This window comes from Atlantibacter subterraneus (assembly GCF_007570865.1).
Classification (GTDB): Bacteria; Pseudomonadota; Gammaproteobacteria; order Enterobacterales; family Enterobacteriaceae; genus Atlantibacter; species Atlantibacter subterraneus.
On the sequence record NZ_VLPS01000008.1, the window covers coordinates 210,843 to 228,990 of the forward strand.

15 protein-coding genes are annotated in these 18,148 nt (G+C 54.9%); 8 read left to right on the forward strand and 7 right to left on the reverse strand.

What is annotated here, in order from left to right:
• The first annotated feature begins 13 nt into the window (after positions 1-13).
• On the forward strand, positions 14-2,074 hold the full coding sequence (locus FND52_RS15840) for an AsmA family protein (protein WP_144131784.1): 2,061 nt from the start codon (positions 14-16) through the stop codon (positions 2,072-2,074).
• Between the two features lie 40 nt (positions 2,075-2,114).
• On the opposite strand, the gene FND52_RS15845 is transcribed toward FND52_RS15840, so the two are convergent.
• The 3 genes from FND52_RS15845 to hmsP form a co-directional block, all read right to left on the reverse strand.
• On the reverse strand, positions 2,115-3,590 hold the full coding sequence (locus FND52_RS15845; RefSeq protein ID WP_125292700.1) for a M16 family metallopeptidase: 1,476 nt from the start codon (positions 3,588-3,590) through the stop codon (positions 2,115-2,117).
• 197 nt (positions 3,591-3,787) lie between these two features.
• A complete protein-coding gene (locus FND52_RS15850) occupies positions 3,788-5,074 on the reverse strand; it encodes a dicarboxylate/amino acid:cation symporter (RefSeq protein WP_144131786.1) in 1,287 nt (428 codons plus the stop codon).
• A gap of 177 nt (positions 5,075-5,251) precedes the next feature.
• The gene (hmsP, locus tag FND52_RS15855; RefSeq protein ID WP_144131788.1) at positions 5,252-7,246 is read right to left on the reverse strand and encodes a biofilm formation regulator HmsP; all 1,995 of its coding nucleotides are present in this window, start codon (positions 7,244-7,246) and stop codon (positions 5,252-5,254) included.
• A 1,082-nt stretch (positions 7,247-8,328) separates the two neighbouring features.
• Between hmsP and pgaA the strand changes: the two genes are divergently transcribed.
• The 6 genes from pgaA (at position 8,329) to vapC (ending at position 15,414) form a co-directional block, all read left to right on the forward strand.
• The gene (gene pgaA / locus FND52_RS15860) at positions 8,329-10,785 is read left to right on the forward strand and encodes a poly-beta-1,6 N-acetyl-D-glucosamine export porin PgaA (protein WP_125292703.1); all 2,457 of its coding nucleotides are present in this window, start codon (positions 8,329-8,331) and stop codon (positions 10,783-10,785) included.
• 9 nt (positions 10,786-10,794) lie between these two features.
• A complete protein-coding gene (pgaB, locus tag FND52_RS15865) occupies positions 10,795-12,813 on the forward strand; it encodes a poly-beta-1,6-N-acetyl-D-glucosamine N-deacetylase PgaB (protein ID WP_144131790.1) in 2,019 nt (672 codons plus the stop codon).
• Positions 12,806-14,134 (forward strand): poly-beta-1,6-N-acetyl-D-glucosamine synthase, encoded by a 1,329-nt coding sequence (gene pgaC / locus FND52_RS15870; protein ID WP_125292705.1) that lies wholly within the window; start codon positions 12,806-12,808, stop codon positions 14,132-14,134. Before pgaB ends, pgaC begins: the two co-directional genes overlap by 8 nt.
• A 2-nt stretch (positions 14,135-14,136) precedes the next feature.
• The gene (gene pgaD / locus FND52_RS15875) at positions 14,137-14,637 is read left to right on the forward strand and encodes a poly-beta-1,6-N-acetyl-D-glucosamine biosynthesis protein PgaD (protein WP_125292940.1); all 501 of its coding nucleotides are present in this window, start codon (positions 14,137-14,139) and stop codon (positions 14,635-14,637) included.
• A gap of 142 nt (positions 14,638-14,779) precedes the next feature.
• The gene (gene vapB / locus FND52_RS15880; RefSeq protein WP_125292706.1) at positions 14,780-15,010 is read left to right on the forward strand and encodes a type II toxin-antitoxin system VapB family antitoxin; all 231 of its coding nucleotides are present in this window, start codon (positions 14,780-14,782) and stop codon (positions 15,008-15,010) included.
• Positions 15,010-15,414, forward strand: coding sequence for a type II toxin-antitoxin system tRNA(fMet)-specific endonuclease VapC (vapC, locus tag FND52_RS15885; RefSeq protein ID WP_125292707.1), 405 nt, complete (start codon positions 15,010-15,012; stop codon positions 15,412-15,414). Before vapB ends, vapC begins: the two co-directional genes overlap by 1 nt.
• Positions 15,415-15,506: 92 nt before the next feature.
• On the opposite strand, the gene FND52_RS15890 is transcribed toward vapC, so the two are convergent.
• A complete protein-coding gene (locus tag FND52_RS15890; protein ID WP_144131792.1) occupies positions 15,507-16,037 on the reverse strand; it encodes a hypothetical protein in 531 nt (176 codons plus the stop codon).
• Between the two features lie 135 nt (positions 16,038-16,172).
• On the opposite strand from FND52_RS15890, the gene FND52_RS15895 reads away from it, so the two are divergent.
• Entirely contained in the window at positions 16,173-16,364 is a 192-nt protein-coding gene (locus FND52_RS15895; protein ID WP_144131794.1) for a toxin-antitoxin system HicB family antitoxin, read from the forward strand.
• A 52-nt stretch (positions 16,365-16,416) separates the two neighbouring features.
• Here FND52_RS15895 and FND52_RS15900 read toward each other — a convergent pair whose 3' ends face one another.
• From FND52_RS15900 to FND52_RS15910, 3 genes are read right to left on the reverse strand one after another with little or no spacing between them, the layout of a single operon-like run.
• The gene (locus FND52_RS15900) at positions 16,417-17,451 is read right to left on the reverse strand and encodes a type II toxin-antitoxin system HipA family toxin (protein ID WP_144131796.1); all 1,035 of its coding nucleotides are present in this window, start codon (positions 17,449-17,451) and stop codon (positions 16,417-16,419) included.
• Positions 17,451-17,762 carry a HipA N-terminal domain-containing protein gene (locus FND52_RS15905; protein ID WP_125292711.1) on the reverse strand — a complete coding sequence of 104 codons (312 nt, stop codon included), beginning with the start codon at positions 17,760-17,762 and terminating at the stop codon, positions 17,451-17,453. The genes FND52_RS15900 and FND52_RS15905 overlap by 1 nt, the downstream gene beginning before the upstream one ends.
• Positions 17,747-18,070: a helix-turn-helix domain-containing protein gene (locus FND52_RS15910; protein WP_144131797.1), complete on the reverse strand. Its 324-nt coding sequence runs from the start codon at positions 18,068-18,070 to the stop codon at positions 17,747-17,749. The genes FND52_RS15905 and FND52_RS15910 overlap by 16 nt, the downstream gene beginning before the upstream one ends.
• Positions 18,071-18,148 lie beyond the last annotated feature (78 nt).

An 18,148-nucleotide genomic window follows, 5' to 3' on the forward strand; every position in this document is an offset into this window, starting at 1 on the left:
AACAGAGGTGGGCATGACGCGAACCGGAAAAATTATAAGCGGAGTAGCAGGCGCTTTTTTGTTGTTGGTTGTGGTGGTTGTGATTGTTATTGCGACATTTGACTGGAACAGGCTGAAGCCAACCATCAACCAAAAAGTTTCTACTGAACTGAACCGTCCGTTTGCTATTCGCGGCGATCTTAGCGTCGCCTGGGCGCGCAACCGCGACGAGCCGGGCTGGCGCAGCTGGGTACCGTGGCCCCACGTGTACGCCAACGATATTATCCTCGGTAACCCGCCCGATATCCCTGCCATCACCATGGTGCATTTGCCGCGCGTGGAAGCCACGCTGGCCCCGCTGGCGCTGCTGTCGAAAACCGTGTATCTACCCTGGATTAAGCTGGTTAAACCCGATGCCAGGCTGATCCGCATTAATGAAAAAACCAATAACTGGACCTTCGATATGGCGAAAAGCGATAGCGAAGACGAGCCGCAGCAGCCCTCATCCTGGTCGTTCCGTCTGGACAATATTCTGTTCGATGAAGGCCGCATCGCGGTGGATGACAGCGTCTCTAAGGCCGATGTGGAAATCCTGGTCGACCCGCTGGGCAAACCGCTGCCGTACAGCGAAGTCAGCGGCCAGAAAGCCAAAGACGACGATAAAAAACCCGGTGATTACATTTTCGGCTTAAAAATGAAGGGCCGTTATAACGAGCAGAGCGTGCAGGGTAGCGGGAAAATTGGCGGAATGCTGGCGCTGCGCAGCGAAGGTACGCCGTTCCCGGTGCAGGCCGATATTCGCTCCGGCAATACGCGGGTGGCGTTTCAGGGCACCGTGAACGATCCGATGAAAATGGGCGGCGTGGATCTCCAGCTCAAATTCAGCGGGGATTCATTAGGGGAACTGTATGAACTGACCGGCGTACTGCTGCCGGATACCCCACCTTTTGAAACCGACGGGCGTCTGGTGGCGAAAATCGATGCCGAAAAAGGCTCAGTTTTCGACTATCGCGGCTTCCGTGGCCGTATCGGCGACAGTGACATTCGCGGCTCGCTAACCTACAGCCAGCGTGAACCGCGCCCGAAACTGGAAGGCGATCTGGAATCGCGCCAGCTGCGGCTGGCGGATTTAGGTCCGCTGATTGGGGTGGATTCCGGTAAAGGCGCAGAGAAGAGCCGCCAGTCCGAGCAGAAAAAAGGCGAGAAATCCGCGCAACCGGCAGGCAAGGTTTTACCGTATGACAAATTCGAGACGGATAAGTGGGATACCATGGATGCCGATGTGCGGTTTAAAGGACGGCGCATCGAGCACAGCTCCACCCTGCCACTGAGCGATCTCTCTACCCATATCCTGCTGAATAACGGCGATTTACGTCTTAAGCCACTCAAGTTCGGCATGGCGGGCGGCACTATTGCCTCCAACATCCACCTCGATGGCCGGAAAAACCCGATGCGGGGCGAGGCCGATATTCAGGCGCGCCGCCTGAAGCTCAAACAGCTGATGCCGGACGTGGAATTGATGCAGAAAACGCTCGGCGAAATGAACGGTGATGCGGAGTTCCGCGGCACCGGCAACTCCATCGCCGCCCTGCTGGGCAGCAGCGACGGTAATCTCAAGCTGCTGATGAACGACGGGCTGATTAGCCGCAACCTGATGGAAATTCTCGGTCTCAACGTGGGCAATTTCCTGGTCGGGCAAATCTTTGGTGATGAAGAAGTGCGCGTCAACTGCGCCGCCGCCAACCTGGATATCCGCCGTGGCGTGGCGCGCCCGCAAATCTTCGCGTTCGACACCGAAAACGCGGTGGTCAACATTACCGGCACCGCCAGCTTTGCCTCGGAGCAGCTCGATTTAACCATCGATCCGGAAAGTAAAGGGATACGCATTGTCACGCTGCGCTCGCCGCTGTACGTGCGCGGCACCTTTAAAAACCCGGATTACGGCGTGAAGCCGGGGCCGCTGATTGCCCGCGGTGCGGTGGCCGCGGCGCTGGCAACGCTGGTCACACCGGCTGCCGCGCTACTGGCGCTGATCTCTCCGTCGGAAGGCGAAGCGAATCAGTGTCAGGTGATTTTGTCGCAGATGAAGAAGTAACAAGAAAAAACCCGGCTCTGTTAAGAGCCGGGTTTGTTAATTACTGAGCGGCTGGCGCGCCCGCATCGCCTTCAGGCGTGGGTTCTTCTACAACAGGTTCCTGCGCCATAATCTTGTCCCAGGTCGCCTTCAGCACCTTCATATCAAATTCCGGTTCGCCCTGCGGCTGTAACAGAATCAATGCCATCTCGTGGGATAACTGCTGGCGCAGATCCTGATTCAGTTGATCAACCGTTAAGCCGTTGAGGAAATCCTGGCGCAGCTTTTGGTATTGCTCTGGCGCGATATCCACCACCTGGTTTTGCAGCGTGCGCAGCCGTTGGTTAATCAGAATATCGGTATCGGTGCGCGCATAGGTCGCGAACAGCTTTTGCAGTTCGGCTTTTTTCTGCGTGATGAGCGCGTCAAACTCTTCTTTTGCCAGCCCGTTGCTGCGCACATTCGCCAGCTCTTTGGCGACCAGATTCAGGTTGCTGTCCAGCTTCTCGCCCGGCGATTCAATATTGATGGCGCACTGCGCGCGCTGGAACAGCACCCGGCAGTCAAAGCCCAGATTGAGATCTTTAACGTTGCTGCGGGTCAAGTACTGCTGCACGTGCCAGAACAGCGCTTCACGCGCCAGATCGGCGCGCCAGTAGCGCAGCAGCGCGGCGGATTCGCGGATCGGCTGCCAGGGTGTATCCCAGGTGATGCCCAGGCGATCCTGGCGCACCGCCGTCGTCATGATACTGACCGGATCATGGCGCAGCGGAGAAAGCGTCGGCACCGGCGCTGGTGTTTCACGTTTACCCTTCAGGCTACCAAAGGTTTTGTTGATTTGTTCTGCGACCGCGCGGCTGTCGATATTGCCCACTACGATCAGCGTCATAGCATCCGGCGTGTACCATTTTTGATAAAACGCCTTCAAATGCTCGGCATCCACCGGTTGCTTCGGCGATTCAGAGGGATCGTGGCCTAACAGCGTCGAGCCTTTAAGGCGGTAGCGCCAGCTGCCTTCTTTGGTGTCGGCGGGGGCGGTCAGCACCATATCCTGGGTTTGCAGCGCGTGAGTCACGCTCTGCGGGGTGATCGTCAGATTGCCAGCGGCATCCGCCAGCCAGGTCAACGACTCTTTCAGCAGGTCATTGCGGCTATTCGGCAGGCTGAGATTGTATTGCGTGAAGTCATAAGAAACGATAGCGGGCGGCATAGGGCGTTTAGGATCGACGCTTTGCTGCCACATGGAGCGAGCCTGTACCGGCTGCAGGCTGCCGCTTTGGGTCAGCGCAACCCGGGGCAGAAAGTGGCTATAACCCGTTTGTTGGGTGCTTTCGGTCAGTGAACCGGTATTGATTAACAGTCGGATTTCGATGCGGTCGCTGGGACGCTGCGGCGTTGCCAGAACTTGCCACTGAAACCCATTTGAAAGTGTGCCCTGTTGCCATGCCGGGTCCGGCTGGAGCGCTTCTGCCTGCACGTTACCGACGATGGCTAACAGCAAACCGCCGGTGAAAATTCGAGTAAATGTGCCCTGCATGTGAACCCCTGATCAACATTCCTGGTTAAAAACAAGCAAAGGCGGCCCGTCCTTTTTACGTGGGCCACCTAAGGTAACGTTTCGCTACAGCGTTTGACCGCGCAAACTGAAAAACGTCACGTTAAAAAGTAAAAATTAGGGCAATTATGCGCAGGAGCCCGCGGCCAGGGCAAGCCGCCGCGGGCAAATGAGTGATATCAAGAGGATAATTGTTGTTTCGTTTCGTTACTGTCACGGTTATTCAGGGTGTCATTGAGCTTTTTCTGGTCCAGCTCTTTGACCCATTTCGCCACCACCACCGTTGCTACGCCGTTGCCCACCAGGTTGGTTAACGCACGCGCTTCAGACATAAAACGGTCGATGCCGAGGATCAGCGCCAGGCCCGCCACCGGCAAATGCCCAACGGCGGAAATGGTGGCTGCCAGCACGATAAACCCGCTGCCGGTCACCCCTGCCGCGCCTTTTGAGGAGAGCAGCAGCACCACCAGCAGCGTGATCTGATGGAAAATATCCATCTGGCTGTTGGTGGCCTGGGCGATAAACACCGCCGCCATGGTCAGGTAAATCGACGTGCCGTCGAGGTTAAACGAGTAACCCGTCGGGATAACCAGCCCCACCACCGATTTACGGCAGCCGAGTTTTTCCATTTTATCGAGCATACGCGGTAGCGCGGATTCTGATGAGGAGGTGCCGAGGACGATCAGCAGTTCTTCACGGATATAGCGGATGAACTTGAAGATGCTGAAGCCGGTCGCGCGGGCAATACTGCCCAGCACCACCACCACGAACAGGATACAGGTGATATAGAAGCAGATAATCAGCTGGCCCAGCTGTACCAGTGTGCCGACGCCGTATTTCCCGATGGTAAACGCCATCGCGCCAAACGCGCCAATAGGGGCCAGACGCATAATCATGTTGATGATGCCGAAAATCACCTGCGAGAAGCTTTCAATCACGTTGAAAATCAGCTGGCCTTTATTGCCCAGACGATGCAGCGCAAAACCAAACATCACCGCGAACAGCAGCACTTGCAGGATGTTACCGCTGGCGAACGCGCCGATGACGCTGTTCGGGATCACGTCCATCAGAAACGCGACAATTCCCTGCTGTTCCGCCTGCTGGGCATACACGGCGACGGCTTTGGCATCGAGCGTTGCAGGGTCGACGTTCATGCCCGCGCCTGGCTCCACGATATTGACGATCACCAGGCCGATAATCAGCGCCAGCGTCGAGACAATTTCAAAGTAGAGCAGCGCCACCGCGCCGGTGCGCCCCACCGCTTTCATGCTCTCCATACCTGCGATGCCGGTTACCACGGTACAGAAAATAACCGGGGCGATAACCATTTTGATCAGCTTAACGAATGCATCGCCCAGCGGCTTCATCTGCGCGCCGAGTTCAGGGTAGTAGTGACCGAGTAAAATCCCGATAGCGATGGCGGTCAGAACCTGAAAATAAAGACTTTTGAATAATGAGATTTTCATAGGGTGTCCTTGCGAGGAAAAGTCCACAGATTGCATAAGGTCTTTATGCAACCCGTGGCGCTAAAAATAACACCCGCCAAACAGCGCAGATATAACAATGCATCAAAATTGAAACATAAATGTTAAGAAACATGAGCTGACTCGCACCAGCCCATGACGTCGCGCTGCGCTAAAACCTCATACTTTCGGGTTAGGTAACCAGTTTTTTTCAAACTCGGCTGGCGTCACCGCTTTGCCAAACAGATATCCCTGGGCAACAACCACACCCGCGTCGGCCAGCCACTGACGCTGGGCATCGTTTTCCACCCCTTCGGCAATCACGTCCAGCTCCATGCTTTTCGCCATCGCGATAATCGCCGAGACCATGCTGTGGTCGTCCGGGATGCCTTCCACGAAGTTTTTGTCGATTTTTAACACGTCTACCGGTACCGACTTCATATGATGCAAGTGGCGCAGGCTGGCGTAACCCATGCCAAAATCATCCAGCGCAATGCGCACGCCGGCCTGGCGCAGCGGACGGAGAATATTGACCGCCGCATCCGGATCGTCAATGCGGCGGCTTTCGGTCACTTCCAGAATCAGGGTTCCCGGTTTGATGTGATAGCGCGACAGCAGCTCCAGCACGTCGTTCATCATATTGTGATGCAATAACTGGAGCGCCGAGAGGTTCACCGACAGCGGCAACGCGATATTGCGCGACTGCCAGGCCGCCAGCAGCCGGCAGGACTCTTCCAGGATCCAGTGCCCCACCGTGACCATCAGCCCGCAGGACTCAATGCGTTCGATTAAATCGTCCGGCAACTCCCATTGACCATCCGGCTGCTTCTGGCGCAGCAACACTTCCGCGCTGACCAGTTCGCCGCTGCGTAAATCCACCTGCGGCTGTAGCCAGATGGCAAATTGATCGCTGTCCAGCGCAGTAATAATGTCGCTCTCTTCGGTCAGACGCTTTTGTGCCAGTGCCATCTGCACCGGATCGAAGAACTGGATCTGGTTTTTGCCCTTGCGGCGGGCGCTGAAGGCGGCGGATATCGCGCGGCGATATAACTGCTCCGGCGTCAGGCCACCGTAAAACATGGCGATACCGATGCTGGCGGTGGGGCGCAGTTGGATCCCGTTAATCGGCAGCTTTTCGCCCAGCTCTTTTTGCAGGCGCTGCGCCAGGGTAATGGCGTGCCAGGGCTCTTTCACGCCGTGGGCGATAACGGCGAAATCGTAATGGCTCACCTGCGCCAGTACCATGCGCGGCGGCAGCGCCGCTTTAAGTTTGCTCACCAGCGTCAGCAGCAGGACTTCGCGTTGTTCTTCATTTAATACGCCTGCGACGTCCTGCAACGTTTCGCAGGCAATCACCAGCAGCGCCAGCGGGTGACTGTTGCCGGTGGATTGATCCAGCAACGCCATCAGCAGCGGTTTATTAGGCAATTCGGTGGCCGGGAAGCGCGTGGCCTGAGAAGTCATCTCTTCATGCTGGCGCAGCAGCGTTTGCTGATTGCGGTTATAGCTGCGCACCAGCATGGCGATCTCATCGTCATGATGCAGGCGCGGAAGGGTCAGTTGATGCCCCAGCACGTCCTGGGCATCCAGATGGTTCAGCTCGCGCGCCAGCTTGCGTAGCGGACGCACCATCAGCCGGTTGATGCACCAGGTGATCGCCACAGAGAGCATCAGCGACAGCAGCAGCCACGACGTCACCAGCGTCGAAATGGCGCTGATGATGAATTTGTACATCCGCCAGGAATCGGCCTGCAGCACCAGATAGGCCAGCGGCTGCGGATTGGCGGGCCGCTCCAGTGAATAGAGCGGCAACGAAATTTGTACCGGTATTTCGAAAATACGCGCAATCATGACCGGAATCGGTCTTTCAGGGGTGAAACTCAACCGCAATGCCTGAAACTGATTAGGCAGCACCACATCCGCGCGGCTGATAACCCCAGCAGGCTTGATCTGCTTAAGGATGGCTTCGGCTTCCGGGATATCGGCTTTCAGCACAGCAGCAGAAAGCGGCAGGCGCACAGAACGGGCGATGCTTTCCATCTGCATCGCAGTGTTATAACGATTTTGCTGCACAAAATGGAAAAGCAAAATCACTACAAAAACAAAAATAAAAACCACAGCGACGGCTGAAACCATCGCCATCTGCTTTATCGTTAACGAACGACTGACTCGCAAGCTCTTTCTCCAAAGACACGGCTACTCGCAGGATACGCTCATCATTATCCTGCGCGGGCAGAGTATACTGCATTGCGGTGGGTTTTAATCAGGCCCGCCGGGGCTTTAAAGATTATTCCGGCTATTGGTTAGCCGCTGCGCTGGCATCAGCTGTTTTGTTGCTATGCCCGGCAGGTAAACCCGGATCGCCGCACGTGAATCTTCTGCGCCTGTTGTCATCCTCTGGCGGAAAGTATAGCCGCTAAGTCCATCATCATTAGCGGTTATCGCCAGTGTAAGACACTGTATTCAGGACCCGGAGCGAGGAAAACGCCGGGAACAGTTCAGGATTATAATTGCTGGCCGCCCGCAATAATCACAGACCAATTAATAATGAGTATGAATAAATAGCGAGTAGCTTATTACGGAGAATATGCAATACGAAGTTTGAATAATTTTTTCAGCCTGCACCAGCCAACCTACACCTCACTCCAATTAATTAGCGGCTATGGATATAACTACACCCGTTTTTCATTTATGGCGAAAAAGCAATAGCAAAATAATGCTAAAAAAACGTGTACAACGCCCCGTTAAACATGTCCAAAATTGTACAACAGAGAGCGTGATTATATAAGCGAACGGGCTTTCCCTGGCCGGTCGAGTTTGTTTGAGATCATGATCGGCATCACTTTTCTGGCCAACATTACAGCGACTAAAATTAATAATTATTAATTTTCCTTAAGGTAAGGAGCCAATTAACCACTTGAATAAAAAGAGATTGTTTAAAAATTAATTTTTCAAGAATCATACTTTTAGTCACGAAAGATTAACTATAATCTTGGGTGACTTTGTTAAGAAATAATTTTGATGCTGTAAATAATCTGGACACATAAGTTTCGCTTGATATACTTTTTGCGTTTTCATCTTTGCAACATGGAGCGTCGCAAATATCTCTGACCGGGTGGTCAATAAGCCTTTCGTATGAATTTACTTATGAAATATGGAGAAACTCAGTAATTCTCCAACGTTTTTTTGTACGTATTGCAATATGCAATGTGTAGCGTTGACTGTCTCGGGCAGGAATAAAAAATATAAGGGGTGTTATGCGTATCGCACAGCAATATAAAAAGATTGCCTTCAGGCAAGGTCTACGAGCGTCCTGCGCTCTGAGTCTATGTTTATTTTTTCCCGTCCTGGCAAGCGCAGCGGATTCAAACTACGACCAACTTATTATTCAGGCGCGTGAAGGGAATACGCGCGGGCTGCTCGATTATATGCATGCTCAGGAACAGCAAAGCGAGCTGAATGCCAACCAGGTGGCCGACTGGCTACAGGTGGCAGGATGGTCCGGCAATGATGCGGAAGTCACCCGCGTCTGGCAGCGCTATCACACCAGCATGGACATCCCGGTCAGGGGCGTGGCCGCCGCCGCGCGCGCGTACCGCAATCAAAAGCAGTGGAATACCTCGCTCAGTTTATGGGAGCAGGCCCGCCAGCTTGAGCCCAGGAACGATGACCTGCACGTCGGTTGGGTAATGACGCTGGCGGACGCGAAGCAAAACTATCGCGCTCTGCAGGAAGCCGAAGCGATGCTGGTCGCCGATCCGAGCGCCAGGAACTATCAGCTGCTGGCCTATGTGTATCGCTCACAGGGTAAAAGCTGGGATACGCTGTTCGCCACCACCCGAGCCGAGGGGATTGAGCCAACCAACGCCGAGCTGGAACAGTCGCTGCTCGGTACACTGTCGGCCAACCGCATCTCCGGCCCGGCGCTGAATATGTCGCAGTCCGCCAAAATTTCTCCGCAATTCGAACGCACCCTGGAAGCCGACGCCGCCGCCGAGCTGGTGCGCATGTCTTTCACCTCCACACGCAGCGAGCGCGATCGCTTTTTAGTGGCCGACAAAGCCCTCGCCCGTTACGACGTTTTACTGAAGAAATGGAAAGACGATCCCGCTGCCGCCGTGGAATATCGCCGCGCCCGCGTTGACCGCCTCGGTGCGCTATTGAACCGTAATCGTTACAGCGAAGTGGTCAGCGAATATGAATCCCTGCTCGCTGACGGTAAACCGGTGCCAGACTACGCGCGCCGCTGGGCCGCCTCGGCATATCTGGCCGATCGTAAGCCGCAGGAAGCGCAGAAATTATTTAGCGAACTGTTCGGCCCAACCAACGCCGTCAACCTGCCGACTGATGATGAACAGGATCTGTTTTACGCCTACATGGAAAGCGAAAACTACGCCATGGCCCAACAGGAAGTGGTGCAGATCCTCGAAAAAAGCCCGTACCAGCGTCACTTCTACGGCTCACCGACGCCGGGCCCGAACGATAAATGGTTACTGGGCCGCACCCTGCTGGTGCAGTACGAGGTGATGACCAACGACCTGCCCGCCGCCGAGAAACTTAGCTATAACCTGGCGCGCAGCGCGCCGGGCAACCAGGGGCTGGTCATAAACTATGCCTCGGTGCTGGACGCGCGCGGCTTGCCCCGCGCCGCCGAACGGGAACTGAAAATCGCCGAGGCGCTGGAGCCCTCTAACCTGGAGCTGGAGCGCCAGCAGGCCTACGTTGCGCTGGATCTTCAGGAGTTTCGGCAGATGGACTTGCTGACCGACGATGTAGTTGATCGCAGCGGTGAAGATCCGGCTTCCCAGCGGCTCGACCGCATCCGCGATATTCATCATAAATCGGAACTGCGCATCAGCGGTTCGCAGGGCATTGACTCCGACAGCCCGGTGAGCGGCAGCCATGACTTTACGCTCAACTCGGCGATTTATGGCCCGCCAATGGGCGATAACTGGCGGCTGTTCGCCGGGTTCAACTATGCCAACAGCGAATTTGAAGAAGGGAAAGGTATCACCCGCGATGCGCTGGGTGGCATCGAATGGCGCGCCCGCGATTACTGGATTGAAGCCGAACTGTCGAACCGCAACTACAACGGCGGCGACAAATTAGGCGCACGGCTCTCAGGCTGGCACGACTTCAACGACAACTGGCGCGTCGGCGGTTCTGCCGAGCGGCTATCGCAAAACACGCCGCTGCGCGCAATGCGTAACGACGTGACGGCGGATGGCGGCACCGCGTATGTGCGCTGGTACCAGAACGAACGCCGCGAATATCAGTTCAGCGTCGCGCCGAGCTGGTTCTCCGACGGCAACAACCGGTGGGAATTTGGCCTGAGCGGCAAAGAGCGGATGTTGACGCGTCCGAACTTAACGCTCGATTTCACCCCCAGCCTGTACGGCAGCGTAAACAGCAAAGAGAACGTGCCTTACTTCAACCCGAAACAGGATTTTTCCGTTACGCCAGCCATTCAGGCGGAACATGTCATGTACCGCCATTACGAAACCGTATGGAGCCAGCGTCTGGTCGCGGGCGTGGGTGCCTACTGGCAGAAAAATTACGACACCGGTCTGATTACCCAGGCGGGATACGGTCAGCGGTTGCAGTTAAACAATACCTTCGACGCCGGCGTCATGTTGACCTGGGACAAACGTCCCTACGACGGGAAACGTGAGCAAAACCTTGGCGTCGCCTTTGATCTGAATGTACGGTTTTAAGGATTAATCATGCTGAAACACGTGTTCCGTATCGCACTGTTGGTGGCGTCCTGGTTACTGATCACCGCCTGCGGCAATGCGCAAAAACCACGCTTCTTACCGCCGGATCAACGTCCGCAGCTCGAAGCGAACAGCCCCTGGCCGCAGAACAGTTTTTTAGTGCTCGGATACCATGACGTGGAAGATAACGCCGCCGATCAGCGTTATCTGTCGGTGCGCACCAGCGCCCTGAACGATCAAATGGCCTGGCTACGTGACCATGGCTACCACCCGGTCAGCGTTCAGCAAATCCTCGATGCCCATAACGGCGTCCGCCCGTTGCCCGCTAAAGCGGTGTTACTGACTTTCGATGACGGTTACCGCAGCTTCTATGACCGCGTCTGGCCGCTGTTACAGGCCTATAAATTCCCTGCGCTGTGGGCCCCGGTGGGAAGCTGGGTCGATGCGCCGCCGAATCAAAAGGTGAATTTCGGCGGCTTAATGACCGAGCGTAATAAGTTCGCCACCTGGGATATGGTGCGCGAGCTGAGCCGGTCGCATCTGGTAGAAATCGGCTCGCATACCTGGAACTCGCACTATGGCAGCCAGGCCAACCCGCAGGGGAGCCAACTACCCGCTGTGGCAAACCGTCTGTATGACAAAAACACCGGTAAATATGAAACCGATGAGCAGTTCACTAAGCGTATCGAAAGCGATGTGGTGCGCATCACCGATAAAATCACGCAAGTCACCGGCAAAGCGCCACGCGCCTGGGTTTGGCCTTACGGGGCGTCCAACGGCACCTCGTTGGCAATCGCCAAAAAGCATGGCTACCAGATGGCGTTTACGCTGCAGGATGGCCTGGCGAACGCCAGCGATCTCAGCAGTATTCCGCGCGTACTGATTTCCGGTAACCCAAATATCCGCGAATTCGCCAACACTCTGAATCAGGTGCAGGAAATCTGGCCGAAGCGCGTGATGCACATCGATCTCGATTACGTCTACGACAAAAATCCGGCACAGCAAAAACGCAATATCGACAAGCTGATCCAGCGCGTGTACGACATGAAAATCACCCATGTCTATCTGCAAGCCTTCGCCGACCCGACGGGCGACGGCACCGTGCGCTCGGTGTACTTCAATAACAGCGTTCTGCCGGTACGCGAAGACCTGTTTAACTATATGGCCTGGCAGCTACAAACCCGAGCCGGGGTTGTGGTGTATGCGTGGATGCCGGTGCTGGCCGTTGACCTCGAGAAATCAATCCCTCGCGTGCAGGCCTGGAACCCGAAAACCAATCGGGTAGAGACCAGTAAACAGCACTATCAGCGGATCTCGCCGTGGAGCCAGCAAGGCCGCCAGCAAATCACTCAGCTTTACCAGGACCTGGCGCGCTACGCCTCGTTCCGCGGCGTGCTGTTCCATGACGATGCGATGCTGACGGATTTTGAAGACGCCAGCCCGGTGGCGATGAACGCCTATCGCGCCGCTGGTTTCAACGGCACCATCAGCGATATTCGCAGCAACCCGGAGACGTTCCAGCGCTGGACGCGCTATAAGAGCCGCTACCTGATCGACTATACCCGCTCCCTGACTCAGGCGGTGCGGGATATCCGCGGCCCGTATGTCAAAACGTCGCGCAATATCTACGCGATGCCGATCCTCGAACCGGAAAGCGAAGCCTGGTTCGCGCAAAACCTTAACGATTTCCTCTCGACCTATGACTGGACCGCGCCGATGGCAATGCCGCTTATGGAAGGCGTCCCTTTGAATGAGAGTAATGCCTGGCTGGACAAGCTGGTACGAACGATAGCGAAAGACCCGAAAGCGTTGAATAAGACGGTCTTTGAACTTCAAGCCAGGGACTGGAGCAAGGATGACAATCACTCGGAAATCAGCGGTGCGCAGTTAGCCGAATGGATGAAGCAGCTCCAGATGAGCGGCGCCAGACACTTTGGTTACTACCCTGATGATTTCATAAACGATAAGCCTGAGATGTCCCAGGTCAGACCGGCATTCTCATCTTTCTGGTATCCGAAAAATGATTGATCGCTTAATAGCTTTTCTCGTTCTTTGCCTGGTATTCAGCATCCCGCTCGGCGTAGCGGTGATCTTTACCGGCGAAATGATGCTGAACTTCGTGTTCTTCTGGCCGCTGTTTATGTCCGCCATCTGGATCACCGGCGGGATTTACTTCTGGTTTTACCGCGAGCGCAAATGGCCGTGGGGCAAAGAGGTGCCGCCGCCTGCGCTGGAGGGCAATCCGCTGATTTCCATTCTGATCCCCTGTTACAACGAGGGGCTGAACGCGCGGGAAACAGTCGAAGCCGCCCTGGCGCAGCGCTATGAAAACATTGAAGTGATCGCCATTAACGACGGTTCTTCCGACAACACCGCCGACGTGCTCGACCAGCTGGCTGCGGAGTATCCGCGCCTGCGTGTGATCCACCTGGCGGAAAACCAGGGCAAAGCGGTGGCGCTGAAAACCGGGGCCGCCGCCGCGCGCAGCGACTTCCTGGTGTGTATCGACGGCGATGCCCTGCTGGATCGCGATACCGCCGCCTATCTGGTCGCACCGCTGTTGCAGTTCCCACGCGTCGGTGCGGTAACCGGTAACCCGCGCATCCGTACCCGCTCCACGCTGATTGGCCGCGTTCAGGTGGGGGAATTCTCTTCCATTATCGGGCTGATTAAGCGTACCCAGCGTATTTACGGACAGGTGTTTACCGTTTCCGGGGTGATCGCTGCATTCCGCCGCAGTGCGCTGGCGGAAGTGGGCTACTGGAGCCCGGATATGATCACCGAAGACATTGATATCAGCTGGAAATTGCAGCTACGCCACTGGTCGATATTCTTCGAACCGCGTGCGCTGTGCTGGATTTTGATGCCGGAGACGTTAAAGGGTCTGTGGAAACAGCGTTTGCGCTGGGCACAGGGCGGCGCGGAGGTGTTTCTGGTGAATATGCGCCGCCTGGCGGCCTGGGAATATCGCCGCATGTGGCCGTTGTACTGGGAGTTTACGCTGTCCACCACCTGGGCCTTCGCCTACGCCATGAGCGTGGTGCTGTTTGTACTGGGCTACCTGGTGCCGATGCCGGAAGATTTACAGATCCACAGCCTGTTCCCTCCGGCCTTTACTGGCCTGATGCTCGGCGTGGTCTGCTTGTTGCAGTTCCTGGTCAGCCTGTTGATTGAGCGCCGTTACGAAAAAGGCATCGCCGGTTCGCTGTTCTGGGTGATTTGGTTCCCGGTGGTGTACTGGATGCTCAGCCTGTTCACTACCCTTGTGGCATTCCCGAAAGTCATGCTGAAACGCCAGCGCGCCCGCGCGCGTTGGGTGAGTCCTGACCGTGGTATTGGGAGGATATAATGATTGAACAACCGTTAATTTTCACTGAACAGCGTAAGCTGCCAAAATTTATCGATACGGTGCTGACCATTGCCGCCTGGCTGGGTTTTGGCTACCTGATTTATCTGGGGCTGGTGAAGGCGCTATCGGAAAACGCCTTTATGGGACCGCGCCCGTTTGAATCAACGCTGGTCACTCTGGCGCTCTATTTTCTGATCGCGCTGGTGAACGGGTTAGTGCTGATCCTGTGGGCCAAATATAACCAGCTGCGCTTTCGCGTGGAGCGCCGTAAGCGCCGCCCGGCGCTGGCTCCCAAAGAGCTGGCGGTCAGTTTCCATATTACGCCGGAACTGGTGACTGAACTGAATAAAGCGCGGGTGCTGACGGTTCATCATAACTCGATGGGAGGGATATCGTATGTCGATATTAAGCAGGGGATTAATGATAACCTGCTGCCTGCCCCGCCGCTAAAGCTACAAATGATGCCCCCACCGCTGCGCCAAACGTCACCGGCGACGTTGTAGAGGGGCCGTAAGGGAAAACGCCAGCGAGACGCTGGCGTTTTTGTCTGGAATCATGGCCGCAATAAATTGTATATCCCATTGACATATCCCATGAGGATTTTATGCTTTTAGATTAAAAGACGTACACATACCGGAGGCCATCATGGGTAAAACGACTGTATTCAAAAGCAACCGCAGTCAGGCGGTTCGCTTGCCAAAAGCCGTTTCGTTGCCGGAAGACGTAAAGCATGTTGAGATCGTCGCGGTGGGTCGTACCCGTATCATCACACCCGCGGGAGAACGCTGGGACAGCTGGTTTGATGGCGAGGGTGTCAGCGATGACTTTATGTCCGACAGGGAACAACCGGCAGCGCAAAGCAGGGATGATTTTTGATGCTGAAATATCTCCTTGATACCAATATTTGTATTTTTACGATGAAGAACAAACCACAAATTGTCCGTGATGCCTTCAATCGGCATGACGGACAAATGTGTATCAGCTCAGTCTCGTTGATGGAACTTATTGTGGGGGCGGAAAAATCATTACAGGTCGAGAGAAATTTGCGCGCAATTGAAGGATTTACTGCTCGTCTGGTGGTACTTCCCTACGATGTGGGTGCCGCTAATCATACAGGCCAAATCAGGGCCGACCTGGAGCGAAAAGGCACGCCTGTTGGTGCTTACGATTATATGATTGCAGGCCATGCACGTTCTCAGGGGTTGATTGTGGTGACGAATAATCGGCGCGAATTCGATCGCGTGCCGGGATTACGGGTTGAAGACTGGACCGCACAATAAGCTTTTATTTATCAATCAAGTCGCTAACAGTAATGTACCGATAGTGGATACATTACTGCCAGTACACGGGAATTTTCGAAAAGTGGCGCAGATTAATGAACGCCCTTTCCGCCTTCACCGCCAATCATCATTAACCCGGCTTCAGTCCGTACATAGCGCGGCGCTTTAAGATCCGTTACCAGCACCGAAACTAATTCAGATAACAGCCCGGTCACCGATTCTTGCTGTTGCGCCGTCTGCTGATGTTGTAATAACAACTGAGCGAGTGCCGCGCAGTATTCCCGTAATGTTTCGGAATCCGTTGCGAGGGGGCAGCGATAATTGCCCGGCGTGGCTGCATCAGTGGTTAGCCTGTCGATGAGATGCGGCGGTAATGGCGCTTGTAATACGCTTCTTAACACTTCCAGCCCGGCCAGCAACCGCCCGCACAGCGCCATACGCTCGGTGTGGTTGTCGCTTTCAATCAACGCGTCGGCATGGTGACGGCAGCGGTCGAGTAAGTCGAATAAATCCAGGCTGTTACCCAGTGGCGCAGAAAGCAGAAGCGGGATCGCAGAGTGGGTATCTGATTCGGGGAGCACGATTTCAGGACGAGCGAGTGTGGTACTATTAGCGTTAGCCATAGCGTTACTCCGTGATTAACGTTTGTGGTTAGACGCCTCGGTAGTGGTTGCAAGCACTCCGGGGCGTTGTTTATGGTGGTTTTACTATGCTAAAGTGGCCACCAATGAAACCTAAATTATTCCGTAGGTGGCCTCTTGTCAATTATCAAAAGAGATAAAAAATCGACAATTGGGGGACAGGCCCCACAATTCAAAATGCGTATTGATCCTGCTTTAAAAGAGCAACTTGACGCCGAGGCCGCAGCACAAGGCATAAGTCTGGCGAACTGGTTTAAAAACCTGGCGCGTGAGGCGTTACGGCAGAAAGGAATTGAGCCGAAGGGGTAAGACAGTTATCAGATTTTTGCCTGCAACGTTGCAGCATTTACCAATATCGTTTTTACAGCCCCACCACATCCACATTCATTATCCGATGGAGCCGGTGCCGATAGCACTGTAATACCCGCGCCACATCGCTTTCAGGCATAAACGACGCGCGATAAACCTTCTCAACCGTCACCGCCTCTTTCTGCATCTGTGCAAACAGGCGTAACACCACGGCACGCGCCAGCCTCATCGCCTCGCCCAGCAGTAAAAAATCTTTGCCGAGATATTCGCCGTACTGGGTTTTCATGCCCGGGGCCAGATCCTGTTCCCCTTCTTCGCAGCGCAGAAGCGGCAATGCTAAAAATCCTCTGTTAAACGCGGCCGGATAAGGCGCAACGCTGACAAAATCATAAACCGGTGCCAGTTCAGGCGCGCCCGCAACCGGCAGGATCAGCCCGAAATTACGCAAGTGCATATCGTTGTTGCCCAGCAGGTAAGCGTAAGCAATGCGCCGGAACAGGTCGATTTTGAACGCCAGGTTGTCATTAACGTGAGCAAGCAGGAACTCAGCCAGCTGTTGATAACTCACATATTGTTTACCGTCTTCGCGAATTTTGCCGTACTTTTCGCCCACGTTCATCGCAGCGTCCAGTTGCTCCTGATGTAATGCTTTTCCATGGGCGTCCCGGTCGAAGCGGCGCACGATAAAGGCATATTCATCCGCATCGCCAGGCTGGGTGTTAGCAAAACGTACCAACCCGTGCGGCGGCACGGCAAACCCCAGACGCGACATCAACGTCATGGTGGCGTGTTCGTTTTCCGCCAGGAAAGGAAACTCCGCCGGAGAGGGCTTGAGAATATAGTCGCCCTGATGATTGACCACGTTAAACGCGCCGTTTTGCTGTACTACCTGTAATTTCGGCTGATAGCCGGAAATACTCATCCCCGCCTGCGCTTTCGGCAGTTCAGCAATAAACTCGCTGTGGGAGAAAGGAAGCTGCGGATCGGCCCGTCCATTGCCGGTGAGCTGTTTTAAACCGCGCGAGGAATAACCCGTCGCCTCATCGCGCGGATGCAGCGGCGTCAGAGAGATTCGACAGTTTGCCATTACGCCTCCTCAGCCCTGATTTGCACCGCGCCAATCAGGTTTTTACCGTTATCAATAAGCATCCCCAGCAGATCTTTTTCATCCCGCTGTTGAAGCTGGCTATAGCGATTCCTGAGCCAGCCTTCCGGAGCCAGTGAGACAAAAAAAGGGTGCAGCGTGGTGCAGTGAAATGTGCGCTGACTGACCGGTAAACTCAGCGACAGTGGCGGCCCCTGATAGTCATCGCGATAGGTAAAGCGAAAACCAGTTGCCTCCTGCACCAGTTCGCCAACCGGTTCGCCATACAGCAGCACGGTTACACGGCGGTGCATAGCTTTACTCCCAGCACCCGGGCGACGTTCAGGACGGTGCCGAATTTAACCTGTTCAGGATCTTTAAACAGTCGTTTGAGGGTAGAGACCGATACGCCGGTTTGAAGCTCGAGCATGGCCAGATCGATGCCCAGCTGTTTACGTCGGTCATTGAGTAAAGCGCCAAGCTCAGCGGGAGTTTCAATCGCCTGCGCGCTACCCGACGGTGCGGCAGCATCATGGTTTAGCAGACTTTGACGAACATGATTAAGCTCTTCGCTCAGCGCTTGCAGTTTCCAGGTGACAGAGGCAAGGGTGTTTTCGTTCATAAATGAGCCTTATGAGGACGATGAATAATTTATAGCTCAAATAAGAAACATAAAAAAAGCAACCAGGCCATATAAAGT